Origin of the sequence: Modestobacter sp. L9-4, assembly GCF_019112525.1 — a bacterium.
In the GTDB taxonomy this organism is placed as follows: domain Bacteria; phylum Actinomycetota; class Actinomycetes; order Mycobacteriales; family Geodermatophilaceae; genus Modestobacter.
Window position 1 is genome coordinate 2789141 of sequence record NZ_CP077800.1, and the last position, 25458, is coordinate 2814598.

Below are 25458 nucleotides of genomic sequence, written 5' to 3' on the forward strand. Positions count from 1 at the left end.
TCCCGGCCGTGCGGAAGTGGACGCTCGCGGCGCTCACGGCCCGGTCGAGGACCTCGCCGGCCCGCTGGGACGCCGTGACCAGACGCGAGGTGGACGGCCCGACCGACGGGGGCCCGGAGGCGGCGAGGGTGCCGCGGTGAGGGGCACCCCGCGCCCGGGCCGGTGGGCAGCCGCCGTGCTCTCGCTCGCCGTGGTGGGCAGTGCGGCCGCGTGCGCCGTCCCGGCGGCGGCGACCGAGCCGAGCGGAGCGCTCGTGGTCGTGGTCGGCGGGCGGTCCAACGCGGCGCCTCCGGTGCTGTCCGGCGCCGCCGCCTCGGCCCGGGACCTCGCGGTCGCCCAGCAGTCGGTGTTCTCCCTCGTCGTCGCCGACGGGGCGCCCTACGCCCCGGAGCTGCCGAGGTCGCTGACCGCCGACGCGGCGGACGCCGGGGAACGCGAGGAGCAGTACGCGGCCAACCGGGGCCTGGTCGACGCGGCGGTCACGGGAGCGCGGGCGCGCGCACCGGAGAGCGACCTGCTCACGGCCATCGACCTCGGCGTCCAGACGGTCGGCACGCCGACCGGGCTCCGCACGCTCGTCCTGGTCGACTCCGGCCTGGCCACCGCCGGGGCGCTCGACCTCACCGCGCCCGGCATGCTCGACGCCGACCCCCGCCAGGTCGCCGACACCCTCGCCGACTTCAGCCGGCTGCCCGACCTGCGTGGCTGGTCGGTCGTGCTCCAGGGCCTCGGGGACACCGCGCCGCCGCAGGAACCGCTCGACGCAGCCCGCCGCACGCAGCTCGCCTCCATCTGGACCGCCGTCCTCGAGCGGTCGGGGGCCACCGTCGTCCAGCGCGGTGACGACCGGCTGGTCGGCGTCCCGGAGTCGTCCCTGCCGCCGGTCGAGCCGGTGACCGTCGACCCCGGCATGCGCTGCACCGGTGAGGTGCTCACCCTGACCGGCGGGCCGCTGGCCTTCCGGCCGGGTGAGCCGGCCCTGCTGGACCGGGCCGCGGCGACGCAGCTGCTGCGCCCCTACGCCGAGCAGCTCATCGCCCGCCCGGAGCTGATCGCGGAGGTGTTCGGCACGTCCCCCGCGGTGGGCGAGGCCGCCGTGGACCGCCAGGTCAGCGAGGACCGGGCCCAGGAGGTGGCCTACGTCCTCATCGACCTCGGTGTGCCTGTCCCACAGCTGCACGTGCTCGGCCTGGGCAGCGAGTTCGCGGGCCGGGTGCCCGACCGGGACGACACCGGGCACCTCCTGCCGGGGGCCGCGGCCCTCAACCGCACGATCCGGATCGACTTCACCGAGCCCATCGAGTGTGTCTGACATGACCGCACCTGGACCGAGCACCGCCGACGTGAGCACCGCCGCCGTCCTGCCCCGGATCGCCGTCGGCTCCTCCTACGGGCCGGCCGGGGCCAGCACCCGGGTCCGGGTGCTGGAGTGGCTGCGGTTCCTCGGCCTGGAGGCCGAGCAGGTGCTGCAGTACATGGGCACGCCGAACGTCCGACCGGGGACGCTGCTGCGCCGACCCCTGGAGGTCGTGCGGGCGGAGCGACGGCTGCGCCGGACCGGCCACGGGCCGGGCTGGGAGCGGCTGCTCATCTCGCGCTCGCTGGGCCCGTTCACCCGCGGCCGGGTGGAGGCCGACCTGCTCCGGCGCTCCGGCTGGGGGGTGTTCGACTTCGACGACGCCCTGTTCGCCGACGACCGTGGCGGGGTGCACCGCGTCTTCGGCGAGGCCGCCGGCTGGTCGACGGCGGTGCGCGCGGCGGACCTGGTCATCGCGGGCAACGAGCTGCTCGCCGAGGGGGCTGCCCGGCTGAACCCCGAGGTGCGGGTCATCCCCAGCTGCGTGGAACCGGATGCCTACCCGCGGAAGCAGGACTACGGCGTCGGGGCGGTCCCGCGGGTCATCTGGGCGGGGTCGCCGTCGACCGAGCCCTACCTCGCCCACGTCACCCCCGCCCTCCTCGAGGTGCACCGCCGGACGGGGGCGCGGCTCACGGTGGTCAGCTCGGGCGACCGCTCGCTCGGCGACCTGGAGGTGATGGCCGACCGCGTCGCGTGGGCCGGCCGGGAGACCGACGCCCTCCTCGCCTCCGCCGACTGCGGGATCATGCCGCTGCCCGACATCCCCTTCACCCGGGGCAAGTGCGCCTACAAGCTGCTGCAGTACGGCGCGGCCGGGCTGCCCTCGGTGGCCACCCCGGTCGGCGTCAACGCCCGGGTCCTCGAGCACTTCGGCGCCCCCGCGGCCACCGGCACCGACGAGTGGGTGGACGCCCTGCTGACCGTCCTGCAGGAACCGGAGTCCGCCCGCCGCGCGCGGGGCGACGCCGCCCGCCGGGCGGTCGAGGAGCACTACAGCTACACCGCGTGGCGGGGCGCGTTCCTCGAGGCGCTGCACCTGCCCGCCGACACCGGTCCCGGGGTCACGTCGGACACCGCCGACGTGACGACCGGGCCGGGCGGAGGACCGTGAGCCCGGACCACCGGAGTCCCCGGGGACGGTCGGCCGTCCCGACGGTCCACGGCACGTCCCCCGAGCCGATCGCCCCGGCCCGGCCGGACGAGGAGGCGGGGCGCACGGGCCGGGGCCGGACACCCTCGCGGCGCGTGCTCGCCCGGACCGCTCTCGCCGTGGTGACCGCGGTCCTGGCGGGGACCGGCCTGTTCCTGCTCACCGGCGGCCCCGGCGAGGACGGGGGACAGCCGCCGCCGTACGCGGCCGCGCCGTCGTCCGTCGCGCCGGCGGTCCCGTCACCGCCGGCCCCGCGCGCCGGCGCACCGGGCACCGGCACGCCCGCGACACCGGGCGCGGTCGACGTCCGGTCCTTCGGCGCCACCGGCGACGGCGTGACCGACGACGCCCCGGCGTTGCGGCGGGCGCTGGCCGAGGCGAGCGACGTCCACGTGCCCGCCGGCACCTACCTGCTGGGCTCCTACGCCACCCCGCGGGACGACGTCGTCGGCGCGGACTTCGTGTTCCAGTTGCGCGACGGGCAGACCGTCACCGCCGACCCCGGCGCCGTCCTGGTCATGGCCGACGGCGTCATGGCCGCGTCCAGCGCCGAGTGGGGCGGGAACGTCTTCCTCGGCGACTCGGTCACCGACGTGCGGCTGTCCGGGCTGACGATCGACCTCAACGGCGCGGGCAACCTCGTCCCCGCCGGGCGGACCATCACCGGGTACGGCCTCTACCTGTACGGGGCGCAGGACGTCACCGTCGACGGCGTCACCATGCGCGACACCCCGGGGCAGAACTACGTCGTCGACCAGGGCGGCGGGAGCCGGATCGCGGTGCGGGACTCCACGTTCCTCAACGGCGGCACCTCGGTGCCGGGCAACTCCCACCAGGACGACTTCTCCGCGCTCTACTTCACCTCCTCCGACGTCTCGGTCGAGCGGATCGTCGTCGACCACGACCAGCAGCCGGCCGGCTTCAGTGGCGGCGTCGAGCTGCACGGCCCGCGCGAGGCCGTCACCGGCAGCGTCGTCAGCGACAGCTGGCCGGCCGTCTACATCGGTCCCGACGCCGCCTCGGACCTGCAGCTGCAGGACCAGGTCACCGTCTCCGGCAACCGGTTCCTCGACTGCGGCCGCGGGGTGGTGTTCAACGCGCTGGGCACCGGGGACATCGAGGGCGTCGACATCACCGGCAACGAGTTCCGGATGGCCTCCTTCGCGGCGTTCGGAGGCGAGCCCACCCGCGCCGTCGACCAGGACATGCCCCCCGACGGCAACTGGACCTACCACCACCTCATCACCGGGCTCACCGTCCGCGGCAACACGGTCACCGGTGACGGCGGGTGGAGCGACGCGGTCGTGCGCCTCTCCCAGGTCCACGGGGCGACCATCACCGGCAACCGCTTCGACGGCGTCGTCGGGTCGGCTCTGGTGCTCTACAGCTCGCCGTGGGCCACGACCGACGTCGTGTTCTCCGGCAACGACGTGACGTGGCGGCCCAGCCGCGGGGCGCCGCTGGTGGCGCTGTCCTTCGACGGCAGCTCCACCCAGCCGCAGCGTCCGGCCTTCGACGCCCGCGCCGTCACCGTGGCGGACAACAGGGTCCGGGTGACCGGGGACGGCACGGGGTCCTGCGGGGTCTACGCGGAGTGGCCGGAGGCGGCCGAGGTCCAGGACGTCGAGGTCCGGGGCAACGACCTGCCGGGGGTGGGGCAGAGGACGTGCGGTCCCCAGGCCGGGGAGCTCGCCGGCGGCTCCTGACCGGGCGCCCGGGTCGGTCAGTCGTCCGCAGGGGCGAGCCGGTGGACCACCCAGTCGCGGCCCCGGGCGTGGGTCGTGGCGCCCGGGAGGGTCGCGAACACCGCGTCGTGCACGGGGTTGACGTAGACGACCCAGACCGGGTCCGGGTCGCCCCGGCGGGCGCTGCGCAGGGACCGCAGGACGAGCTCGAGCGTGGTGGCACCGAAGGGGTTGAACATCATCACCACCAGCGGTCCCGACGGCAGCGGCTCGGTCGCGGCGTCGCCGTGGACGACCCGGACGTCGGCCGTCGCACCCTGCCCGGCCCGCCGCCGCCAGCGCCGGATGTTCTCCTGCGCCTCGGCGGCGAGGTGCTCGTCGAGCTCGACGCCGACCACGCGGCCGAAGCCGGCCTCGGCGGCCAGCAGCACCGCCCGTCCCCGTCCGGCACCGAGGTCGACCAGGGTGCTGCCGGCCCGGTCGACCGGGACGGTGGCCAGCGCCTCGCCCAGCGGACGCAGCCCGATGGGCTGGTAGAAGGTCGGGTCACCGCCCACCGAGCGGGCGGCGACGTGGTCCTCGTTGCGCACGAAGCCGCGGGTGCGGGTGCCGTGCCGCAGGTCGAAGACCAGCTCCCGGGTGAGGGCCACCGGGATGCCGCGCAGTTCCCCGGCCAGCCGCAGGCCCTCCGTGGCCAGCCCCCGGCTCCCGCTGCGCCCCCAGGCGGTGGTCAGCCGTCGCGTGGCCTGCTTCGTCTTCCACAGGGCGGTGGAGGTCACCGGCCCTCCCGTCGGGTGCCGTGGACGCCGTCCCGCCGAGCTAAGCGGCTGGGAGCACCGGCGTCAACGGCTCCGGGCACGGGCCGGACGGTCGGCTGCGGACGCCTGGCAGTTGTCGGTCCCGCCGGCGCGGGGGACGATGGTGGACAACCGACCGTCCTCCCGGCCGGCGCCAGACCGAGGAGGGGCCGTGACCACTGCCCTCGTCATCGGGTTGTGCTGGCTGGTGTTCACCGGTGCGCTCGTCGTCGTCGTCGGTCGTGCGATCCGCGCCGCCGACCGCGCGGACGACGCGGACGCCCGGACCGCCCGACGGTCGCGCAGCCGGACCAGCGGCTCGTCCGCTGTCGCGCTCCCCGAACCCGCGCCGCCGCCGTCGGCCGAGGAGCTGGAGCAGTGGTTCCGCACCGGCTGGCGGCCACCGGCGGACCGCGGCCAGGAGCCCCCGGAGGACGCCGGCTGACCGGGCGCCCCCCGTTCAGTCGACCGGGCCCCGCACGGCCCGCCCGAGGGCCCGCCCGAGGATGAGCAGGTCCAGGCCGAGCGACCACTCGCGCAGGTAGCGGTCGACGACGGCCGAGGTGTCCTCGTCCGCCCGCCCCCGGGCGAGCGCACCGAGACCGGTCAGGCCGGGCCGCAGGGCCGAGCGCGCCAGGGTCGTCCCGTGCGGACGGGCGTGCCCCGGGGCCTCCGCGCGGGGGCCGACCAGGGACATCTCGCCGCGCAGCACGTTGATCAGCTGGGGCAGCTCGTCCAGACAGGTCCGCTGCAGCAGCGCGCCGACCCGGCCGGTGGTGAGGCCCGGGCCGGTGACGCGGAAGCGGAGCAGGTGGAACGGGCGGTCCCACTGGCCCAGTCGCGCTTCCCGGTGGAGGACCGGGCCGTCGTCGTGGCTCCACAGGACGACCGCCAGCGCGGCCATCCACGGCGCAGCCAGGAGCAGCAGGACGGCGGCGCCCAGGCGGTCGAGGGCGGTCTTGGTGAGGGGCAGTGGTCCGCGCGGGTGCAGGCCGTGGGAGACGGTCAGGGACACGTTGTCCTCCCGGACTGGTGCAGGGTGGCGGCGGGACCGCGGCTGTGTGGGCCGGGTCCCTGACGCGCCGGGTGGAGGGGCGTCGCGGTCGTCCGCGACGGGCGGCCGCAGGACGGGCCGGGCGGCGCGGACCGCTCGCATCGGGTGGGTGCGGTCGGGAGCTGACGGCGCAGTGCGTCCGCGCGACTGCAGGGGTGGGGCAGGTGCGGGAGTCGCCGCAGCTCAGTCCGGGCGTGTGGCGGGATCGCCTGGGCGGGAGGTCGCCTGCGCCGCCGCTGCGGGCAGCACACGGACGTCCCGGGGAGCACCGTCACCGGCTCGGGCACCGGTGGGCAGGACGGCCGACGGGTCGCGCAGGCGCAGGCGCTCACCGGACCCGGACGCGCCCGGCCCGCACCCGCCGGCACCGGCGTTGGTCGGCGGGGCGGGCGACGGCGCGGCCGGTGGCGTGGTGGGCGACGGCAGGGCGGGCGGCGGCGGCACCAGGGGGACGGGATCAGCTGCGGCGGCGGGTTCGGGGGTGCCGGTCGCCGGCGGTTGCGGCTTGGCCGAGGTCGCCGCGGCCGGGGCGCTGGCTGCGCCGCCTGTCCGAGTACCTGTGGTCCACGGGCGACTGTCGTGGCGGGCCGGGGTCGGACAGGCGGGGCGCGGACCGGCGGGCGCGGGTGTCACCCGTCGGGCATCGATGGGGGTGCCGACCGCGACCGCTCCCGCTGCGGTCTCGCTGGTGGGTGGTGGGTCGGTGGCTGTCCGGTGGGCTGTCGCTGGGAGTGCCGGCGTCTCGACGGTCGTGGCCGGCGCGGGCTCGGCGGTCACTGGCGGGGCCGTCGCGCCGGTCGTCCGGGTGTCCGCCGTGCTCGTGGCGTCGGCGTTGTCCTCGGCCGGGACGGTGCCGCCGGAGGGTGAGCAGGGTCGGGGCGGTGTGGTCGCGGCCGGGGCCGCGGGGTCCTCGGCGGCGAGCGGTCGTGGTGGCGTCACCGGGCACGCCGGTGCGGCGGCGGGCTCACGCGGGGGAGTCCCGGGGGTGGTGCCGCCGGTGTCCGTCCCCGAGGTCGGCGGCGGGCTCGGGACCGGGTTGGCAGTCGGAGCCGGAGCCGGGGCCTCTGTCGGAGTCTCTACCGGAGCCGGGGCCGGGGCCGGAGCCGGGGCCGGGGCCTCCGTCGCAGTCTTTGCCGGGGTCTGTGCCGGGGCCGGGCGCGGGTCCGGGCGCGGGTCCGGGGTGGTCGCCGACGGAGCGGGCTCGAACGGGGACTCGGACGTGACGTCGGTCGGGGGCTCCTGGAGAGGTGCGGGTTCCGGCGTTGGCTCGGGCGCAGCCTCGGCCTCCGCCCCGACGGCCTCATCGTGTCCCACCGGAAGGGACCAGGTGGTGACGCCGGTGGCGGGCGGATCTCCGTCGATCGGCCCCGGACCGGGTTCCGCAGACGTCGAGGGCGACGGGACGTCGACGAGGTCAGGCCTGGTAGCCGCGCCGCCGGACCGGCCGCGGACGGGAGCGTCGGGGGTCTCGTGCCCTGTCCGGACCCAGACACCGCGGGTCGAGACGCCCTGGGCACCAGTCTCCGAGGCCGTCACGTCCGGTGTCGTCTCGTCCGGGGTCTCACCGTCCGGTGTCGTCAGGTCCGGTGTCGTCACGTCCGGTGTCGTCACGTCCGGGGTCGTTACGTGGGGGGTCTCAGCGTCCGGTGTCGTCAGGGCGGGGGCCGCCTGGTCGGGGGCCGCCTCGTCCAGGACTTTCTCGTCCGGGACTGCCTCGTCCGGGGGCGCCTTGTCCGGAGGCGTCTTGTCCGGAGGCGTCTTGTCCGGAGGTGCCTCGTCCGGAGGTGCCTCGTCCGGAGGTGCCTTGTCCGGGGCTGCCTTGTCCGGGGCCGCGGCATGCGGGGCCGGGGCGTCCGTGTCCGCGGCAGTCGTGTCGTCGGCGACCGGGACGTCGGCGACCGGGGCCGGTGCCGGTGCCGGTGCGGACGACGCGACGCCCACCTCGTGGGTCGCCTGCGGTGGGTCGCCGGCACGGGCGGGGGAGGCCCCGAGAGCGAGCAGCAGCCAGGCTCCGACGGCCAACGCGGCCGCGGCGAGCGCCCGGCGCGGCGCGGCGCGGAGGCCGACCCCTGGGTGGTCCCGGACGGCGACGACCCCGGGCGGGATGCCGCTCAGCCCTGGGGACGTCACCGTGGGCACGCTGGCCCTCACCCGGATGGGCGTCAAGACCCTGCGGCGCGGCACCTGAGCGGCGGCGTGTCTCGTCACAGCTGGTGACCGGTCACGACTGGGGCGCGTGTCGGTCGGGTCCTGGAGCACCGCCCGATGAGCGCCTGGCCCGCGCAGGGACCGGTGCACCGCCGTCCACATCCGGGTGCTGCGTCCACAGATGTGCCGGCGTCCTCCCGCCGACCGCTGTGGAGGACTGCGCTGGGTGGCGTGTCTGCTGCCTCCTCCACCACCGTCCCCGGGGCGGTCGCCCCCGCCCGCCCGCTCGTGGTCAGCACCGACCCGGTGCTGCTCGACGACCTGCTCCGGCTGCTCGCCGCCGCCGGCAGCACCGGCGAGCTCACCTCCGGCGGCGGTGCACTGCGCCGAGCGCACCGCAACGCCCCGCTGGTCCTCCTCGGCGTCGACGTGCTGGCCAGCGCCCCGGTGCGGGCGCTGCCGCGCAGGGCCGGCCTGCTCGTCGTCGCCGCAGGGGAGCCGTCCGCCGAGGTGTGGCCGGCCGCGGTCGAGCTGGGCGCCGAGCGGGTCGTCGTCCTGCCCCGGGACGAGACCTGGCTGGTCGAGCGCGTGACGGCCGCGGTGCGGGCGCCGGGGTCACCGGGCTGGCTGGCGGTGGTGGGCGGTGCCTGCGGCGGCTCCGGGGCCAGCACGGTGGCCACCGCCCTGGCGCTCGCCGCCCGCCCCGGTGCGGACGGCGACGTGCTGCTGGTCGACGGCGACGGGTGGGCCGGTGGACTGGACCTGCTGCTGGGCGCCGAGCAGTCACCCGGGCTGCGCTGGCCGGAGCTGTCGGCCACCAGCGGGCGGGTGTCCGGGCCGGCGCTGGCTGCGGCGCTGCCCGAGGCCGCCGGTGTCGCGGTGCTGTCGGCCTCCCGGGAGCACCCGCAGGAGGTGCCTCCGGAGGCGCTGCTGGCCGTCGGCGCCGGCGCCCGCGACAGCGGCTGCGCGGTGGTCGTCGACCTGCCGCCGCGCAGCGCCGCCGCCGAACCGGTGCTGGCCGAGGCCGAGCTGGCGGTGCTGGTCGTCCCGGCCCGGCTGCGCGCCGTCGCCGCGGCGCGCGTCCTGCTGGAGGGCTCCCGGCCCTGGGCCCCGGCGCTGGTCGTCAGTCGGCCGGTGCCCGGTGGGCTGGCCCGCGCCGACGTCGCCGCCCTGCTGGGCCGGCCGGTGTTCGCCGAGCTGGCCGCCGACCGGTCCGCGGTGGCCCGTAGCGAGCGGGGCGAACCGCCCTCGGTCGCGGCGCGCTCGCCACTGGGCGTGCTGAGCCGGCAGCTGCTCGCCCAGCTGGCCGGGCGGGCGGCGTGACCGGGGAGTCGGCGTCCCCGCTGGTCGAGCGGGTGCGCGCCCGGCTCGCCGCCTCGGCCGGGGCGCCCAGCGCAGCGGCGGTGGCCGCGCTGGTCCGGGAGGAGTCCGGTGGGCTGCTCGGGAACCGGGCGGTGCTCGACGCGGTGCGCGCTGCCACCGACGAGCTGTCCGGTGCAGGCGTGCTGGAACCGCTGCTGCGGCTGCCCGGGGTCACCGACGTGCTGGTCAACGGCCCGGCGTCCGTCTGGGTCGACCGGGGTGGCGGGCTGGAGCCGGTCGACGTGCGCTTCCCCGACGAGGCCGCCGTGCGCCGGCTCGCCGTCCGGCTGGCCGCGGCGGCCGGGCGCCGGCTGGACGACGCCTCGCCGTGGGTGGACGCCGGGCTGCCCGACGGCACCCGGCTGCACGCCGTCCTCCCGCCGGTCTCCGGCTCGGGCACCTGCCTGTCGCTGCGGGTGCTGACCCGGGCCGAGCTGTCCTTCGCCGACCTGGCCGCCCGCGGTGCGCTGCCCGGCGCCGCTGCGGACCTGCTGCGGCACCTGGTCCGGGCGCGGTTGGCGTTCCTGGTGACCGGCGGGACGGGCACCGGCAAGACCACCGTGCTGTCGGCGCTGCTCGGGCTGGCCGACCCCGCCGAGCGGCTGCTGCTGTGCGAGGACGCCCCCGAGCTCACGCCGCGGCACCCGCACGTCGTCCGGCTGCTGACCCGCCCGCCCAACGTGGAGGCCGCCGGTGCGGTGACGCTGCGCGACCTGGTCCGGCAGGCCCTCCGGATGCGCCCGGACCGGCTGGTCGTGGGGGAGGTGCGAGGTGCGGAGGTGGTCGACCTGCTGGCTGCGCTCAACACCGGGCACGACGGCGGTTGCGGCACCGTGCACGTCAACCGGCCAGCCGACCTGCCCGCCCGGCTCGAGGCGCTGGGCGGCGCGGCCGGTCTGGGCCGGGCGGCCGTGCACAGCCAGGCGGCGGCCGCGCTGTCGCTGGTCGTGCACCTGCAGCGCGGGGACGCCGGCCGGCACGTCGCCGAGCTGGGCGTGGTGCGGCGGCACGGCGAGCTGATCGAGGTGGCCGCCGGGTGGCGGGCCGACGGCGGCGACTGCCCGGCGCGCCCGGATCTCGCCGCCCTGCTCGGCGTCCGGGTGCCGGGGTGACCGCGCTGCTGCTCTGCCTCGCCGCGGCACTGCTGTCCTGGCCGTCGGGTGTGCGGGGCAGCGCCGGCCGGCTCGACCCCACGCCGGGTCACCGGGTCGATCCCACCCGGCTGGTGACCGGGCGGCTCGGGCTGGTGCTGCCCGCGCTGGTCGCCGCTGCTGCCGGACTGGTGCTGTCCACTCCCGTGGTCGCCGCGCTGGCGGCGGGCGTCGCGGCAGCGGTCGGGCGGGCCGTGCAGCAGCGGGCCCGGGCCGCCGCCGACGACCGCGGCACCCGGGCGCTGGCCGAGGCCCTCGGCGTCCTGGTCGCCGAGCTGCGGGCGGGGCGGCCGCTGGCCGACGCCACGGCCACCACGGTCACCGGCTGTCCGGAACCTGCGGTCGCCGGGGCGCTGGGCCCGGTGCTGCGGCTGGGCGAACCGCCCCCGGACGGCGACCCGGCGCTGGCGCGGATGGCCGCCGCCGTGCGGCTGAGCGCCCGCACCGGCTGCTCGCTGGCCGGGGTGACCGCCGCGGTGGAGGACGACCTCCGGGCGCGGCTGCGCGCGGAGGAGGAGCTGCGCTCGGCGGTCGCCGGGCCACGGGCCAGCGCGACCGTGCTCGCCGGCCTCCCCGTGCTCGGGCTGCTGATGGGCAGCGGGGTGGGCGCGGACCCCTGGCGGGTGCTGACCACCACCGGTCCGGGCACGGTCCTGCTGGTGCTCGGAGTGGCGCTCGAGCTCGCCGGCACGGCCTGGACGGGCCGGCTGGTGCGGCGCGCGGTGGCCGCGTGAGCGCATCGCTGGCGCTGCTCGCCGCTGGGCTGCTGGCCTGGCCCTCGTCCGCCACGGCCCGCCGGCAGCGCCTGCGCGCACTGCTGCCCACCGCCGCACCTGCTCGCCCGCGCCGGACACCGAGCGGGCCACCGGGCGTCCGGCGTCGCTGGACAGAGGCGGTCGCCGGTGGGCTGGTGACGTACCTGCTCCTGGGCGGCGGGCTGCCGGCCGGGCTGCTGGCCGCCGGCGTGGTCGCCGGGCTGGAACGGCTGCTCCGGCGCTCCGGTGCACCGCCCGGGGACGCCGAGCAGTTGGGCCGTGACCTGCCGGTGGCCTGCGACCTGCTGGCCGTGTGCCTGCAGGCGGGCACCCCGGTGGGCACCGCGGTGGCCGCCGTCGCCGACGCGGTGCCCGGCCCGCTGGGGGAGCGGCTCACCGCGGTGGGCGGGCTGTACCGGCTCGGCGCGTCCCCGCAGCGGGCGTGGGCCGATGTGGCCGCACCGGTCGACGCGCTGGCCCGCACGGTGGTGCGGGCAGGGGAGTCCGGGTCCTCGGTCGTGCCCGCGCTGCAGCGGCTGGCCGCCGACCTGCGCGGGTCCGCGCGCAGCCGCACCGAGGCCGCCGTCCGCCGGGCCGGGGTGTGGGTGCTCGCGCCGCTGGGGCTGTGCTTCCTGCCGGCGTTCCTCTGCCTGGGCGTCGTGCCCCTCGTGCTCGGCATCGCCGGCGACGTGTTCTGAGCCCGTGCCCGCCGCCGTCCACATCCCGGGCCGCCGTCCACAGCTGCGGCCGGGCCCTGGAGCGGCGGCCCCGGCGGCAGCAGGGTCGGTGCGACGGACCGGCAGGCGGTCCGCAGGGAGGGTGGGACATGGACGAGGAACTGCAGGCCGGGACGACGACGCTCCGGACGGCGCTGGCGCGGCGGTGGGCGCAGGCGCAGGCCACCGACGAGGACGGCATGAGCACCGCCGAGTACGCGGTCGGCACGGTCGCGGCGTGCGCCTTCGCCGCGGTGCTCTACAAGGTGGTCACCGGCGGCTCGGTGGTCGCCGCGCTCGGCGACCTGGTCGAGTCGGCGCTGAGCACGCTGTCCTGAGTCGACTCGTCGCCATGTCGACACGGACCGCTCCCGACCGGGAGGCGGGCATGGTCACCGCGGAGACGGCCGTCGTGCTGCCGGTGCTGCTGATGGTGCTGGCCGGCGCCGTCGCCGCGGTGGTGGTCGTCGGTGCCCAGCTGCGCTGCGTCGACGCCGCCCGGGAGGGTGCCCGGGCCGCGGCCCGTGGCGAGCCGGCCGGGGTGGTCACCGACGTCGCCGGCCGGGCCGCGCCCGAGGGAGCGGTCACCGGTGTGGCGACGGCGGGGGAGACGGTGCAGGTCACCGTCTCGGCGACGGTCTCCCCGCTCGGGCCGCTGCCCTGGCACCTCGAGGTGTCGGCCACGGCGACGGGTGCCCTCGAACCGGCGGCCCGGCCGTGACCGGCGGCCCGACCAGGTTCGGCTCGACCGTGACCGACGGCTCGGCCGTGACCCACGACCCGACCACGTCCGGCTCGACCGTGACCGACGGCCTGACCGGGTACGGCGATCCGACCGGGTCCGGCGGCCCGGTCGTGACCGACGGGGAGCGGGGTTCGGCGACCGTGTGGACGGTCGCGCTGGCCGGCGTGCTCGCGCTGGTCGGCGCGGCCGTGCTGCTCGTCGGCGCCGCGGTCGTCGCCCGGCACCGGGCGACCTCGGCCGCCGACCTGGCCGCGCTCGCCGCCGCGGGCGCCGCCGTGCAGGGCGACCCCGCGGCCTGCGCGGTCGCCGCACGGCTGGCGGAGGCGAACGCCGCGACGCTCGACTCCTGCGGCGTCAGCGCCGGCGCGGTGGTCGAGCTGCACGTGCACGTCCCGGTCCGGCTCGGCCCGCTCGGGGTGCTCGACGCCCGGGCACGCGCACGCGCCGGTCCGGCGCCGCCCGACGTCCGGCCCGTGGGGTCAGAAGACGAGGTCCTCGGGGTCGGGCCCCGGCGTGGGCTCGGGGACCAGGTCGTCGGCCGGCTCGCCGGACGGCGCGTCCTCGGCCGCCGGTGCACCCGGACCGGAGGTGCCGAACAGCCCCGACCGCGGCGCCGGGGGCCGGGTCATCACCGCCTCCTCGGCCGTCAGCTCCGGGGCGCGCGCCAGCTCGTCGAGGACGACGTCCAGCACCCGCACCGCGCCGGCCTTGTCCAGCGGGTCGTTGCCGTTGCCGCACTTGGGCGACTGCACGCACGAGGGGCAGCCGGACTCGCACTCGCAGCTGGCGACCGTCGCCCGGGTGGCCTGCAACCAGTCCCGCAGCACCGCATAGCCGCGCTCGGCGAAGCCCGCACCACCGGGGTGCCCGTCGTAGACGACGATCGTGGCCGCACCGGTGTCCGGGTGCAGCGCGGTGGAGATCCCGCCGAGGTCCCAGCGGTCGCAGGTGGCCAGCAGCGGCAGGATCCCGATCGAGGCGTGCTCGGCGGCGTGCAGCGAACCGGGCAGCGCCACGTCGTCCACGTCGGCCCGGGCCACGGCCCGGTCGTCGAGGGTCAGCCACACCGCGCGGGTGCGCAGCTGGCGGGCGGGCAGGTCCAGCGGGAACTCCGCGAGCACCTCACCGGTGCCCAGCCGTCGCCGCTGGTAGGCCACCACCTGGTTGGTCACGTCCACCACGCCGGTGTGCGCGGTGACCGCGCCGAGCGGCCGGGTCCGGTCGACCGAGACGATGGACAGGTCGACGGTGTCCCGGGCGACCGTCGTCCACTCCGGGCTCTCCTGGTGCACGACGGCGCAGGCGTCCTCGACGTCGAACTCGTCGACCACCCAGGTCTCGCCGCGGTGCACGTACAGCGCGCCGGTGTGCACGGTGGCGTGCGAGGCGTCGCCGTCCACGGTGCCCAGCAGCCGGCCGGTCGAGCCCTCGATGATCGACACCGGCGGCTCGCCGCTGCCCCGGATGTCGACGTCCGGGCGCCCGCGGCCGGCCCAGTACCAGCCGGTGGGGCGCGAGCGCAGCAGCCCGTCGGCCACCAGCTGCTCGACCTGCGCGGCCGCGACGTCGCCGCCGAAGTCGGCCAGGTCGTCCGGGGCCAGCGGCAGCTCGGCGGCCGCGCAGCACAGCTGCGGGCCGAGCACGTAGGGGTTGGCCGGGTCGGTCACCGTCGCCTCGACGGGCCGGCCGAACACCGCCCGCGGGTGGTGGGCCAGGTAGTGGTCCAGCGGGTCGTCGCGGGCGACGAAGACGACCAGGGACTCCGTCTGCGCGCGCCCGGCCCGCCCGGCCTGCTGCCACAGCGAGGCGAGCGTGCCCGGGTAGCCGGCCAGCACCACGGCGTCCAGGCCGGCGATGTCGATGCCCAGCTCCAGGGCGTTGGTCGTCGCGACGCCCAGCAGCTTCCCGGTCGACAGCGACCGCTCCAGCTCCCGCCGCTCCTCGGGGAGGTATCCGCCGCGGTAGGAGTCGACCCGCGGCACCAGGTCCGACCGGCCCCGCGACCGCAGGATCGCGCGGGCCTGCTCGGCGACGGACTCCGCGCCGCGGCGGGAGCGGACGAAGGCCAGCGTGCGGGCGTTCTGCTCGACCAGGTCGGCCAGCAGCCCGGCGGCGTCCGCGGCGGCGGAGCGGCGCAGCGGGGCGCCGTGCTCACCGGTCTTCTCCGTCAGCGGCGGCTCCCACAGCGCGAAGGTCGCCCCCGGCCGCGGCGAACCGTCGTCGGTCACGGCCGTGACGGGCGCGCCGACCAGCCGGCTCGCCGCCGCAGCGGGCTCGGCGACGGTGGCCGAGGCCAGCACGAACACCGGCTCGGCGCCGTACCGCCGGCAGATCCGCCGCAGCCGCCGCAGCACGTGCCCGACGTGGGAGCCGAAGACACCGCGGTAGGCGTGGCACTCGTCGATGACCACGTAGGCCACCCGGCGCAGCGTGCTCGACCACTTCTGGTGGGCGGGCAGGATCCCGCGGTGCAGCATGTCCGGGTTGGTGACGATCCAGCGCGAGTGCCGCCGCACCCACTCCCGCTCCTCCTGCGGGGTGTCCCCGTCGTAGGCGGCCGGGCGCACCGAGGAGTCCGCGAGCGCCGCCACCGAGGCCAGCTGGTCGCGGGCCAGCGCCTTGGTCGGGGCCAGGTAGAGGACGCAGGCCCGCGGGTCCTCGGCCAGCGCGGTCAGCGCCGGCAGCTGGTAGGCCAGCGACTTGCCCGACGCCGTCCCGGTCGCCACGACCACGTGCTGACCGGCCCGGGCCAGCTCGGCGGCGCCCACCTGGTGGCTGAACGGGGCGAGCACCCCGCGCTCGGCCAGCTTCTCCCGCAGCGGCGCCGCCACCCAGGCCGGCCACTCCGCCGTCCGGCTGGGGCGCGCCGGCAGCCGGTGGACGTGGGTGACCGGGTCGTCCTCGGGGTCGGTGCCGGCGAGCAGGGCGTCCAGCAGCTCGGTGCCGGGGAGGGCGGCCGGGTCGGCGCCGGCGGGGCGCAGGGACGTCACCCCACCACTGTCACACCTCCGGGTGACGGTCGGGGCCCGTTGACCGGGTGGGTGTGCACCAGATCACCGCCCGGTCGTCGGTCACCGCCAGTCGAGCTGGACGTGCGGCGCCGTGGGGCTGGTCAGCACCCCGTCGTACTGCTGCTCGATGCCCGTGCCGCCGGTCTCGTAGCGGTCCTGCAGGACGAACCCGTTGTTGAGCCCGGTGGCGTACTGCTGCCGCACCTCGTCCGTCACGCCCCAGACCTGGGTGCCCGGTGCGGTCATGATGCTGCCGCCGATCCCCGTCCCGAGGCCGCTCGGCTGGTCGTCCCAGGTGATCGTGCCCGGCGTCCAGGTCGGCGCGGCCGGGTCACCGAGGAACGCGTCGACGATGGTCGGGCTCCCCGGCACCAGGTTCTGCAGGCGCATGGTCGCCGCCAGCAGGGTGCAGCCCGGCTTCGCCGGGGGCAGGTCGAAGCGGACCCAGGTCCGTGCGCCGGCCGCCGTCCGCGACCGCACGCGCAGCGTCCCGGTGTCCGGCTGGTTGGTCGTGGGGGCGGCCTGGTCGGTCCACGCCACGGCGGACGCGGTGACGAACTCGGTCTTCTCGCAGAAGTTCGCGGCGGTGCCGACCCGGTTGGTGCCGTCGACGGTCGTGGCGGTGAACGTGGCGCCGACCGGCACCTGCGCCAGCAGCACGGTCAGCGCTCCGGCCACCCCGACGGTGAGGGCGCGGACGGCCAGCCGGACGGCGCGTGGACGGCGCCTCACGCCGGTGCCCCGGTCAGTTCGGCGCGGCCGGACCTGCGGGTCGCCCGGCTCCGCTTGACCTCGTACATGAGCCGATCGGCCTGGGTCAGCAGCGCCTCGAGGTCCTGCTCCCCGACGGCGGTGGACGCCGCCCCGATGCTGACGCCGATGACGGCCGTGCCCGCGGGCAGGACGAAGGACCGCGCCAGCTCCCCTTCGATGCGCAGGCCCAGGTCGGTCAGGTCGACCTCCGACGCGCCGGGCACGACGACGACGAACTCGTCGCCGCCCATGCGCCCGAGCACACCGGTCGGTCCGACGCACCGCTCCAGGCGGTGGGCCACCTCGGTGAGGAGCTCGTCACCCGCAGCGTGGCCGAGTGTGTCGTTGACGGCCTTGAAGCCGTCCAGGTCGCAGAACAGGACGCCCAGCCGGCCGGGCAGCTGCTCGGCCCGCAGCACCAGTCCGCGCCGGTTGAGCAGCCCGGTCAGCTGGTCGCGGGTGGCCTGCTCCTCGTAGGTCTGCTTCAGCCGCTCGAGTTGCCGCACCAGGACCGCGTTGGCCAGGCCGACCCGCGCCTGTGCCACCAGGAGGTCCAGGGCCTCGACGCGCCGGGCGACCTCGTCGGCGGAGCCGGTGACCAGCGCCCGGAAGGCGTACGGCGTGCCACCGGGCACGGCGAGCTCCCGGCGCAGCACCGTGGACCCCCCGGGCGGCGCGGACCCCGGGCCGTCGGTGGACGCCGCGTCACCCACCGGTGCCGCCACGGTCACCTCGACCGCGCCCAGCTGCTGGGCGCCGCGGACCAGCTGGGACAGGACCGACTCGACGTCCAGCGGGAAGATGTCCGCGGTGATCGCGGACAGGTCACCGAGCAGCCGGGCGCGGTCGTCGGCCGCGGCCCGGGCCGTCCCCAGCCGGCCCACCTGCGCGACGAGGTGCTCGGCGAGCATCGCCACCGGGATGGTCGCCAGCAGCAGCGTCGGCATCGCGACCACGAGGACGCCGAGCGCGCCGTCCGGGATGCTCGTCGGGTCCGTGACGACCAGGACGCCGAGCGCGGCCGAGCACAGCGTCCACAGCACGGCGAGCCCGACGAGGCCGAACCACAGGGCCGCCTCCAGCAGCGGCAGCATCAGCAGGACCAGGGCCATCGACCGCGGCGGCAGGCCCGCGGTCCCGACGACGCCGAGCACCACGAGGGCGTCGGCGGCGGTGGCCACGAGGGCGAGCGTCGACCGCCGTCCGGTCCGGGCACGCCCGGCGCGCGAGGAGACGACGCTGACCAGCAGGAGGACCACGGCCGCAACGGCGACCAGGACCAGGGCCTGACCCCGGTCGAGGGTCGCCCCGGGGGCGGGGTGGTGGCCGGCTCCGCCGACGAGCAGCAGTGCCACCGCGACGAGACGGATCTGCCCCAGCGCCCGCTCGGCCACCGACCGACCGCCGTGCCGGCTGCCGGCGTCGAGGCGGCGGTCCCGGGTCGTGGCACCACGGTGGCGGGTCATGACAGTCCTTCCAGCAGGTGGGTGGTCCGGTCGGAGACCGCGGCGCTCTGCCTGGCCAGGCGGGCGTGCACGAGGTCGTGGAGCTCGGCGGGCAGCAGCCCGTCCGTCCGTCGGTCGCCGGGGGTCCGGCCCAGCAGCACCTCGGCGGGGTTCACCCGCTGCGTCGCGCCCCAGGGGTCGAAGGCGGGGTCGACGGCGCGCGGAGCGAGCCCGACCAGCAGCAGGAGGACCGTCCCGGTGGCGGTGAGGGGGAGCGGCTCGCCGTCACGGAGCCACAGGGAGGGGTGGCCCACCCACGGCACGGCGAGGACGGCGACGCCCCGGACGTCGACCGGCCGGACCGGGGCGCTGTCGGGGACGTCGTTGGCGTCGCCCTGCGTCCGGAAGGTGCCGTCGGGGAGCACGGCCACGATCCGGTGCAGGACGCGTCCGGTCTCGGGCCGGTCGTAGAGCACCACAGTGTCGATGCCCAGCTCGTCGGTGGGCACGGGTCGGACCACGACCACGTCGCCGGGGGACACCAGGGGCGCCATCGACCCGGAGACGATCAGGGTGGGCGACCAGCCGAGCAGCGCCCACGGCAGGCCGATCCACAGCCCGAGGCTGGCCGTCATCGACAGGACCAGCATGCTCACCGTGCCGGCGGCGTACAGCGCCACCCGGTGCCGGGCGTGCGCGGCCGCGCCGCCCGCAGCGGTCAGCTGGTCCGTGTTTCCCACGTGAACCCGAACTCCGTGGCCAGCCCCTGCGCGCCCGGGGTGTCCTGGACCTGGAGCCGGAAGCGGAAGACCCGCGTCTCGGGGGTGCCGGCCGGCTGCCAGGTGCTCAGTCCGGTGGTCCAGTCGCTCCGCGTGGAGGCCAGGCTGGAGAGCGTCCCGGAGAAGAGCCGCTGGCCGGTGCCGAAGCCGGTGCAGGACCCGGGGCCGGCGGCGTTGTCGGGGGCGATGTCGACGGTGAGGTCGAGGAAGGGCGCCAGGGCGCCGGTCGGTGCGGACGGGACGTAGAGGCGGACGTCACCGGCGTCGACCGTGCCGGTGTACGTGACCTTGATGCACCGCTCCTGCACGTTGCCCGGCGTGAGGCCGTCGACGGCGAACATCGCGTAGCCGGAGTCGTCGTCGGCCAGGTGGACGGCACCGGCACCCACGTGGTTCCGGGGGTTGTCCGTCTGCGCGACGAAGGCGGCGTGCGAGGCGGTGACGACCAGCAGCGAGACCAGGATGAAGGACAGCGCGACGGCCGACAGCTGCAGCGCCAGGCCGTTGAGCGACCGGCGCCGAGCGGCAGGTGCCGTGGCCGTGACCTGCGGGTCCATCGATCTCATGGGCTCTTGGTCGGCCGGACGAGCCGCCTGCTTGAGCGTCTCGGAGACATCTTCTCCACCCGATCGGGTGGGACGGGTGGCGCAGGGCTCGCGCGACGGGCCGACGTGTGCCCCCGGCGGGGCGCCGGAGCGTGGGTTGTGGACGACGCCACGGGGTGTGGACGACGGTGCCCGGGCGGTCCCGAGGCGTTCCTAACGTCCTGCCCGTCGGTCCCCTCCAGGGTCCGCTGCCGCGCCGGGAGGCCCCGTGTCCCATCTGATCTCCGTCCAGCTCGACGCCCTCGCGGCGCTGCTGGCGGAGCTGTCCGCACTGGGCGTGGAGCTCGCACAGGAGGGCGAGCTCTGCGCGGCCACCGGCCGCTCGCTGACGGGTGCCCTCGAGGGCCCGGTCGGCGTCGATGCCGGTCTCGCCGGCGCCGGGTGGACCGAACTGGTCACCACGCTGGCCGCCCGGACGCTGGCGGTCGCGGCGAGCCTCGAGGCCGCCGTCGCCACCTACCGCGCGGCCGACGCGGGGATCGCCGGGCAGCTCGACCCGGGCTGGGCCGGCCGGGTCCCGGTGCCCCGGTGACCGCCACCCCACTGGCCGCGCTCGCCGGCTGGGACCTGCCGCTGCTGCGTGGCTCCGTCGGCACGCTGGACGTCGTCGCCGAGCGGCTGCTGCCCTGGCGGTACCGGCTCGACGACCTCGGCCGCCGGCTCGGCGACGCCGACTGCTGGTCGGGCCCGGCAGGTACGGCAGCCGAGGCAGCGCTCGTCGAGCTGTCCTCGGCGACCGCCGCGGTCACCGGCGCGCTCACCGGTGCACTGGAGGACCTGCACGGGCTGGCCGGCGCCGCGGCAGCAGCCCAGGAGCTGGCTGAGCAGGCCCGCGTCGTGGCCGCCTCCGCCAGCATCGGGCTGGACGACGGCGGCCGGGTGACCGGGGTGCCGTCGTCGCACCCGGCGATGTCCCCGGACCAGGTCGCCGACGTGGCCGCGGCCTCCCGCGCCGGGGTATCGGCAGCTGCCGCCGCCGAGGACGCCTTCGCCGCCGCGGCACGCGCAGGGGAGTGCGCGCGGGCCGCGGCCGGGCCACTGGCCGCGCTGGGTGCGGTCGCGCTGCCGGGACCGGTCCCCTTCGCCGACCTGGTGGCCCGGCTGCCCGCGACCGCACTGCCCGTGGCGCCGGCCGGCGGTGCACCGCAGACCGTCGCGACCTGGTGGTCGGCCCTGACGGTGGCCCAGCAGGAGGCGGCGATCACCACGGAGCCGGGCGCGATCGGCGCGCTCGACGGGCTGCCCGGCTGGGCCCGGGACCAGGCCAACCGGGCCAACGTGAGGGCCGCCCTCCAGCACCTGCCGCCGGGGTCGGACGGCCACCGGACGGCTCTGGCGGTGCAGGCGGTCCTGACCGCCGTCGAGGCGGCCGGCTCGGTGGCCCAGCTCCTGCAGTTCGACCCGGCCGAGGACCTGGTGGCGCTGTCCGTGGGGGACGTCGACACCGCGGCCGCCGTGGGCGTGCTCGTCCCGGGGATCGAGACGACCCCCGCCGGTGACCTCGGCGGCCTGGTCGGTGACGCCCGGGACGTGGCGGCCGCGGCCGCGGTCGCCGCGCCGGGGCTGGCGGTCGCCACGATCGCGTGGCTGGGCTACCGGACGCCGCGCTGGTCCACCGCGTGGCAGCCGGTCGACGCACTGCGGGGCGGACGGGCGCTGGACCGGGCGCTGGACGGGTTCGCTGCCGCCCGGTCTGCCTCGCCGGCCCTCGTGCGCGCTGCCCCACCGAGGACGACGGTGCTGGCGCACAGCTACGGCACGGTCGTCACCGGGGTGGCGGCCCGGGCTCCCGGGCAGCTGGCCGCCGACGCCGTCGTCCTGCTGGGGAGCCCCGGGGTGCCCGCCGGGGACGCCGAGGACCTCGAGGCCGAGGAGGTCTACGGCGCCTGGTCGCCCACCGACCCGGTCTCCTGGCTGGACTGGTTCGGGGACACCCCCTCGGACCCCGGCTTCGGTGACGTCGACCTGCCCACCGACGTGACCCAGTGGCACACCCAGTACTACGACCGGGACCGCCCGACGCTGGCCGCGATCGGCGAGGTCGTCGCCGGCACCCGCCCGCACGGATGAGCCGCCCCGGGAGCCCGGGAACAGCTGCCGTCGCCGTGCGTTGGACGACCGACGGCGCGCCCGGTGACGGTCGCCGCCCGGGCTCTTCTACGGGCGGTGGCCTACCGTGGCCTCGCCGAACGGGTGCAGCTCACACTGCCCCGTGTGCGCCCGGGTCCTCCCGGCGCCTGCACCAGCACCCCGACAGGAGCACCGTGCCGCCCACCAAGACCGCGAAGTCCGCCGCCACCACCGGTACCGCCACGCCGCGCAAGCGCGCGGCCGCCACCGGTGGCAAGCCCCTCGTCATCGTCGAGTCGCCCACCAAGGCGACGAAGATCGCGGGGTACCTGGGCAGCGACTACGTCGTCGAGGCCTCCGTGGGGCACATCCGCGACCTCCCGCGCAACGCCGCCGACGTGCCCGCCGCCCACAAGGGCGAGTCCTGGGCCCGGCTCGGCGTCGACGTCGACCACGGCTTCGCCCCGCTCTACGTGGTCAGCCCCGACCGCAGGCAGCAGGTCACCCGGCTCAAGCAGCTGGTGAAGGAGGCCAGCGAGATCTACCTCGCGACCGATGAGGACCGCGAGGGCGAGGCCATCGCCTGGCACCTGATCGACGCGCTCAAGCCCACCGTGCCGATCCGCCGGATGGTCTTCCACGAGATCACCCGCGAGGCGATCGCCCGCGCGGTGGCCAACCCGCGCGAGCTCGACACCGCCCTGGTCGACGCCCAGGAGACCCGCCGCATCCTCGACCGGCTCTACGGCTACGAGGTCAGCCCCGTGCTGTGGAAGAAGGTGCTGCCGAAGCTGTCGGCCGGCCGCGTCCAGTCGGTGGCCACCCGCATCGTCGTCGAGCGGGAGCGCGCCCGGATGCGCTTCACCGCCGCCGACTACTGGAGCCTGGACGGGGTGTTCGAGGTCGCGCAGCAGCGCGCCGGCGCCGACGCCGGTGAGCCCACCAGCCTGCGCGCCCGGCTGGTCAGCGTCGACGACAGCCGGGTCGCCACCGGCAAGGACTTCGACGCCGACACCGGCACGGTCACCAGCAACGTGGTGCACCTCGACGAGGCCGGCGCCCGCGGTCTGGCCGCCCGGCTGGAAGGCCGCGCGGTCACCGTCAGCCGCGTCGACGAGCGCGACTACACGCGCAAGCCCTACGCGCCCTTCATCACCTCGAGCCTGCAGATGGAGGCCGGTCGCAAGTTCGGCTGGTCCTCGGCCCAGGTGATGCGGGTGGCCCAGCGGCTGTACGAGAACGGTCACATCACCTACATGCGCACCGACTCGACGAACCTGTCGAACGAGGCGATCACCGCCGCGCGCCGTCAGGCCGCCGAGCTCTACGGCGACGCGTACGTGCCCACCGAGCCGCGCCGCTACGACAAGAAGGCCAAGGGCGCCCAGGAGGCGCACGAGGCCATCCGCCCCGCCGGTGACTCCTTCCGCACCCCCGGGCAGCTCGCCTCGCAGCTGGCCCGCGACGAGTTCCGGCTCTACGAGCTGATCTGGCAGCGCACGATCGCCTCCCAGATGGCCAACGCCGTGGGCAAGACGCTGAGCATCCGGCTGGCGGGGCGCTCCAGCACCGACGAGGCCGTGGAGTTCACCGCCTCGGGCCGCACGATCACCTTCCCCGGGTTCCTGCGCGCCTACGTCGAGGGCAAGGACGACGACCACACCGACGACGCCGAGAGCGACGACAGCGAGCGCCGGCTGCCGCGGGTCGAGCGCGGTCAGACCCTCGACACCCGCGAGCTGGACCCCAAGGGGCACACCACCAGCCCGCCGGCGCGCTACACCGAGCCGAGCCTCACCGCCCGGCTGCAGGAGCTGGAGATCGGCCGCCCGTCGACCTACGCGTCGATCATGCAGACCATCCAGGACCGCGGCTACGTGTGGAAGAAGGGCTCGGCACTGGTGCCGACCTTCATCGCCTTCGCCGTGGTCAACCTGCTGGAGCAGCACTTCGCCGCCCTGGTCGACTACGACTTCACCGCCCTGCTGGAGCGCGAGCTCGACGAGATCGCCGCCGGGCAGCTGGGCCGCGTCGACTGGCTGACCGAGTTCTACTTCGGCGGCGCGGGCGGGCACGCCGGCGGGATCGGCGCCTCCGGTGGCCTCAAGTCCGTCGTGGGTCAGCGCCTGGAGGAGATCGACGCCCGCGGGGTGAACTCCATCCCGCTGCGCGCGGTCACGCCCAACGGCGAGCCGGTCGTCGTCCGGGTCGGCCGTTACGGGCCCTACCTGCAGGCCGGCGGTGAGGAGGGCGCGCGGATCAGCATCCCCGACGACATCGCCCCCGACGAGCTGACCAGCGCGAAGGTCACCGAGCTGCTCGACGCGCCCTCGAGCGACCGGGAGCTGGGCACCGACCCGGAGTCCGGGTTCCCGGTGGCGGTCAAGGCCGGCCGCTACGGCCCCTACGTCACCACCGTGCTGCCCGAGGGCAGCAAGGAGACCCCCCGCACCGCCAGCCTGTTCAAGACGATGACGCCGGAGACGGTGACGCTGGAGCAGGCCCTGCAGCTGCTGACCCTGCCCCGCACGATCGGCAAGGACGCCGACGGCGAGGAGATCCAGGCGCTCAACGGCCGGTACGGGCCCTACGTCAAGAAGGGCACCGACTCCCGCTCGCTGGAGAGCGAGGAGGCGCTGTTCACCGTCACCCTCGACGAGGCGCTGGCGATCTTCGCCCAGCCCAAGCAGCGCGGCCGGGCCGCCGCCAAGCCGCCGCTCAAGGAGCTCGGCCCCGACCCGGTCAGCCAGGGGCAGGTCACGGTGCGGGAGGGCCGCTTCGGTCCCTACGTGACCGACGGCGAGCACAACGCCAGCCTGCGCAAGGGCGACGAGATCGAGACGCTGACCCTTGAGCGGGCCGCCGAGCTGCTGGCCGACCGCCGCGAGCGGGCGCCGGTGAAGAAGAAGGCCGCCGCCAAGAAGGCCCCGGCGAAGAAGGCCCCCGCCAAGAAGGCGGTCGCCAAGAAGGCCACGGCCACCAAGACGGCGGCCACGAAGACGACGGCCACCAAGGCCGCGACCGCGAAGAAGGCGCCGGTGAAGAAGAAGGCGACCACCGCCGCGGCGGTCACCGAGCCGGTCGCCGCCAGCTGATGACCGTGCCCGGCTGGCAGGAGTTCCGCACCTCCTTCGGTGAGGTCGCGGCCGAGTACGCCGCCCTCCGGCCGGGCTACCCGGCGGGGGTGGTGCCGTTCCTGCTGGGCGCGGCACCCCGCCGGGTGGCCGACCTCGGTGCCGGCACCGGGCTGTTCACCGACCGGCTGGTCGAGGCCGGGCACGAGGTGGTCGCCGTCGACATCTCCGCCGGCATGCTCGACCAGCTGCGCGCCCGGCTGCCGCAGGTGCGCGTGGAGGTCGGGGGAGCGGAGGCGCTCCCGCTGGCCGACGCCTCCGTCGACGCGGTCGTCGCCGGCCAGGCCGCCCACTGGTTCGAGATCGAGCCCGCCGCGGCCGAGCTGCGCCGGGTGCTGCGGCCCGGTGGCGTCGTCGGCTTCGTCTGGAACACCCGGGACGAGCGGGTGCCGTGGGTGCGGGCGCTGGGCGAGCTGATCGTCGAGGAGGCCCGCGGCCACGAGGCCGACCAGGGCGTGGTCGAGCGGTTCGCCGCCGCGCTGCCGGCCGACGTCGAGGTGCTCGACGACGCCGTGGTCCAGTCGCTGACCCCGGAGCAGGTGGTGGGCGGCATCGGCACGCGCAGCTACGTCGCCGTCAAGGACGCCGCCGGCCGGGCGGAGTTCCTCGGCCGGGTCCGCGAGCTGCTGGCCACCCACCCCGACACCCGGGGCCGCGAGCTGCTGGACCTGCCATACACGACCCGGGCGTACCGGCTTACCCCGCGGTGACGGCAGCGCTCACCGGCCCGGCCGCGGG

21 protein-coding genes and 1 pseudogene are annotated in these 25458 nt (G+C 76.8%); 15 read left to right on the forward strand and 7 right to left on the reverse strand.

The genetic code is table 11. The features are described 5' to 3' along the window. Positions 1-136 precede the first annotated feature (136 nt). The 3 genes from KUM42_RS13120 to KUM42_RS13130 all read left to right on the forward strand — a co-directional run bounded on the left by KUM42_RS13120 (position 137) and on the right by KUM42_RS13130 (position 4216). The gene (locus tag KUM42_RS13120) at positions 137-1312 is read left to right on the forward strand and encodes an OmpA family protein (RefSeq protein ID WP_237492938.1); all 1176 of its coding nucleotides are present in this window, start codon (positions 137-139) and stop codon (positions 1310-1312) included. 1 nt (position 1313) lies between these two features. Further along, positions 1314-2471: a glycosyltransferase gene (locus KUM42_RS13125; RefSeq protein WP_237492940.1), complete on the forward strand. Its 1158-nt coding sequence runs from the start codon at positions 1314-1316 to the stop codon at positions 2469-2471. Between the two features lie 134 nt (positions 2472-2605). Then, positions 2606-4216 carry a right-handed parallel beta-helix repeat-containing protein gene (locus KUM42_RS13130; protein WP_237492942.1) on the forward strand — a complete coding sequence of 537 codons (1611 nt, stop codon included), beginning with the start codon at positions 2606-2608 and terminating at the stop codon, positions 4214-4216. 17 nt (positions 4217-4233) lie between these two features. Here KUM42_RS13130 and KUM42_RS13135 read toward each other — a convergent pair whose 3' ends face one another. Beyond that, positions 4234-4974, reverse strand: a complete 741-nt coding sequence (locus KUM42_RS13135) for a class I SAM-dependent methyltransferase (RefSeq protein WP_237492943.1) — start codon at positions 4972-4974, stop codon at positions 4234-4236. Positions 4975-5164: 190 nt separating this feature from the next. Between KUM42_RS13135 and KUM42_RS13140 the strand changes: the two genes are divergently transcribed. Next, on the forward strand, positions 5165-5437 hold the full coding sequence (locus KUM42_RS13140) for a hypothetical protein (RefSeq protein ID WP_237492945.1): 273 nt from the start codon (positions 5165-5167) through the stop codon (positions 5435-5437). Between the two features lie 15 nt (positions 5438-5452). Here KUM42_RS13140 and KUM42_RS13145 read toward each other — a convergent pair whose 3' ends face one another. After that, positions 5453-6007, reverse strand: coding sequence for a sugar transferase (locus KUM42_RS13145; protein WP_237492947.1), 555 nt, complete (start codon positions 6005-6007; stop codon positions 5453-5455). 2418 nt (positions 6008-8425) lie between these two features. On the opposite strand from KUM42_RS13145, the gene ssd reads away from it, so the two are divergent. The 7 genes and pseudogenes from ssd to KUM42_RS20420 form a co-directional block, all read left to right on the forward strand. Then, positions 8426-9517 carry a septum site-determining protein Ssd gene (ssd, locus tag KUM42_RS13155; protein WP_237492950.1) on the forward strand — a complete coding sequence of 364 codons (1092 nt, stop codon included), beginning with the start codon at positions 8426-8428 and terminating at the stop codon, positions 9515-9517. Further along, positions 9514-10668 (forward strand): TadA family conjugal transfer-associated ATPase, encoded by a 1155-nt coding sequence (locus KUM42_RS13160; RefSeq protein WP_237492952.1) that lies wholly within the window; start codon positions 9514-9516, stop codon positions 10666-10668. The genes ssd and KUM42_RS13160 overlap by 4 nt, the downstream gene beginning before the upstream one ends. Continuing rightward, positions 10665-11441 carry a type II secretion system F family protein gene (locus KUM42_RS13165; RefSeq protein WP_237492953.1) on the forward strand — a complete coding sequence of 259 codons (777 nt, stop codon included), beginning with the start codon at positions 10665-10667 and terminating at the stop codon, positions 11439-11441. The genes KUM42_RS13160 and KUM42_RS13165 overlap by 4 nt, the downstream gene beginning before the upstream one ends. After that, a complete protein-coding gene (locus KUM42_RS13170) occupies positions 11438-12160 on the forward strand; it encodes a type II secretion system F family protein (protein ID WP_237492955.1) in 723 nt (240 codons plus the stop codon). The genes KUM42_RS13165 and KUM42_RS13170 overlap by 4 nt, the downstream gene beginning before the upstream one ends. 128 nt (positions 12161-12288) lie before the next feature. Continuing rightward, a complete protein-coding gene (locus KUM42_RS13175; RefSeq protein WP_237492956.1) occupies positions 12289-12516 on the forward strand; it encodes a DUF4244 domain-containing protein in 228 nt (75 codons plus the stop codon). Positions 12517-12530: 14 nt separating this feature from the next. After that, positions 12531-12899: a TadE family type IV pilus minor pilin gene (locus KUM42_RS13180; RefSeq protein ID WP_237492958.1), complete on the forward strand. Its 369-nt coding sequence runs from the start codon at positions 12531-12533 to the stop codon at positions 12897-12899. Between the two features lie 134 nt (positions 12900-13033). Further along, positions 13034-13363: pseudogene (locus KUM42_RS20420) on the forward strand (Rv3654c family TadE-like protein); the annotation flags it as partial. Between the two features lie 39 nt (positions 13364-13402). On the opposite strand, the gene KUM42_RS13185 reads toward KUM42_RS20420, so the two are convergent. The 5 genes from KUM42_RS13185 to KUM42_RS13205 form a co-directional block, all read right to left on the reverse strand. Further along, positions 13403-15913 carry a DEAD/DEAH box helicase gene (locus KUM42_RS13185; protein ID WP_237492960.1) on the reverse strand — a complete coding sequence of 837 codons (2511 nt, stop codon included), beginning with the start codon at positions 15911-15913 and terminating at the stop codon, positions 13403-13405. 81 nt (positions 15914-15994) lie between these two features. Then, entirely contained in the window at positions 15995-16666 is a 672-nt protein-coding gene (locus tag KUM42_RS13190; RefSeq protein ID WP_237492962.1) for a DNRLRE domain-containing protein, read from the reverse strand. Beyond that, positions 16663-18153: a diguanylate cyclase gene (locus KUM42_RS13195; RefSeq protein WP_237492964.1), complete on the reverse strand. Its 1491-nt coding sequence runs from the start codon at positions 18151-18153 to the stop codon at positions 16663-16665. The genes KUM42_RS13190 and KUM42_RS13195 overlap by 4 nt, the downstream gene beginning before the upstream one ends. After that, entirely contained in the window at positions 18150-18872 is a 723-nt protein-coding gene (locus tag KUM42_RS13200) for a signal peptidase I (RefSeq protein ID WP_237492966.1), read from the reverse strand. Before KUM42_RS13200 ends, KUM42_RS13195 begins: the two co-directional genes overlap by 4 nt. Next, complete coding sequence (locus KUM42_RS13205) at positions 18851-19477, reverse strand: hypothetical protein (RefSeq protein ID WP_237492968.1); 627 nt, start codon at positions 19475-19477, stop codon at positions 18851-18853. Before KUM42_RS13205 ends, KUM42_RS13200 begins: the two co-directional genes overlap by 22 nt. Before the next feature lie 247 nt (positions 19478-19724). On the opposite strand from KUM42_RS13205, the gene KUM42_RS13210 reads away from it, so the two are divergent. The 4 genes from KUM42_RS13210 (at position 19725) to KUM42_RS13225 (ending at position 25430) form a co-directional block, all read left to right on the forward strand. After that, positions 19725-20048, forward strand: coding sequence for a hypothetical protein (locus tag KUM42_RS13210; RefSeq protein WP_237492970.1), 324 nt, complete (start codon positions 19725-19727; stop codon positions 20046-20048). Then, entirely contained in the window at positions 20045-21586 is a 1542-nt protein-coding gene (locus KUM42_RS13215; RefSeq protein ID WP_237492972.1) for an alpha/beta hydrolase, read from the forward strand. The genes KUM42_RS13210 and KUM42_RS13215 overlap by 4 nt, the downstream gene beginning before the upstream one ends. A 194-nt stretch (positions 21587-21780) precedes the next feature. Further along, positions 21781-24681, forward strand: a complete 2901-nt coding sequence (gene topA / locus KUM42_RS13220; RefSeq protein ID WP_237492975.1) for a type I DNA topoisomerase — start codon at positions 21781-21783, stop codon at positions 24679-24681. Further along, positions 24681-25430 (forward strand): class I SAM-dependent methyltransferase, encoded by a 750-nt coding sequence (locus KUM42_RS13225; protein ID WP_237492977.1) that lies wholly within the window; start codon positions 24681-24683, stop codon positions 25428-25430. Before topA ends, KUM42_RS13225 begins: the two co-directional genes overlap by 1 nt. The last annotated feature ends 28 nt before the right edge of the window (positions 25431-25458 follow it).

Bases quoted from the DNA above. Each gene is read 5' to 3' on its own strand.
- KUM42_RS13180 (WP_237492958.1), top strand. From the start codon at position 12,531: ATGTCGACACGGACCGCTCCCGACCGGGAGGCGGGCATGGTCACCGCG.
- KUM42_RS13225 (WP_237492977.1), top strand. From the start codon at position 24,681: ATGACCGTGCCCGGCTGGCAGGAGTTCCGCACCTCCTTCGGTGAGGTC.
- KUM42_RS13205 (WP_237492968.1), bottom strand. From the start codon at position 19,477: ATGAGATCGATGGACCCGCAGGTCACGGCCACGGCACCTGCCGCTCGG.
- KUM42_RS13125 (WP_237492940.1), top strand. From the start codon at position 1,314: ATGACCGCACCTGGACCGAGCACCGCCGACGTGAGCACCGCCGCCGTC.
- KUM42_RS13195 (WP_237492964.1), bottom strand. From the start codon at position 18,153: ATGACCCGCCACCGTGGTGCCACGACCCGGGACCGCCGCCTCGACGCC.
- KUM42_RS13175 (WP_237492956.1), top strand. From the start codon at position 12,289: ATGGACGAGGAACTGCAGGCCGGGACGACGACGCTCCGGACGGCGCTG.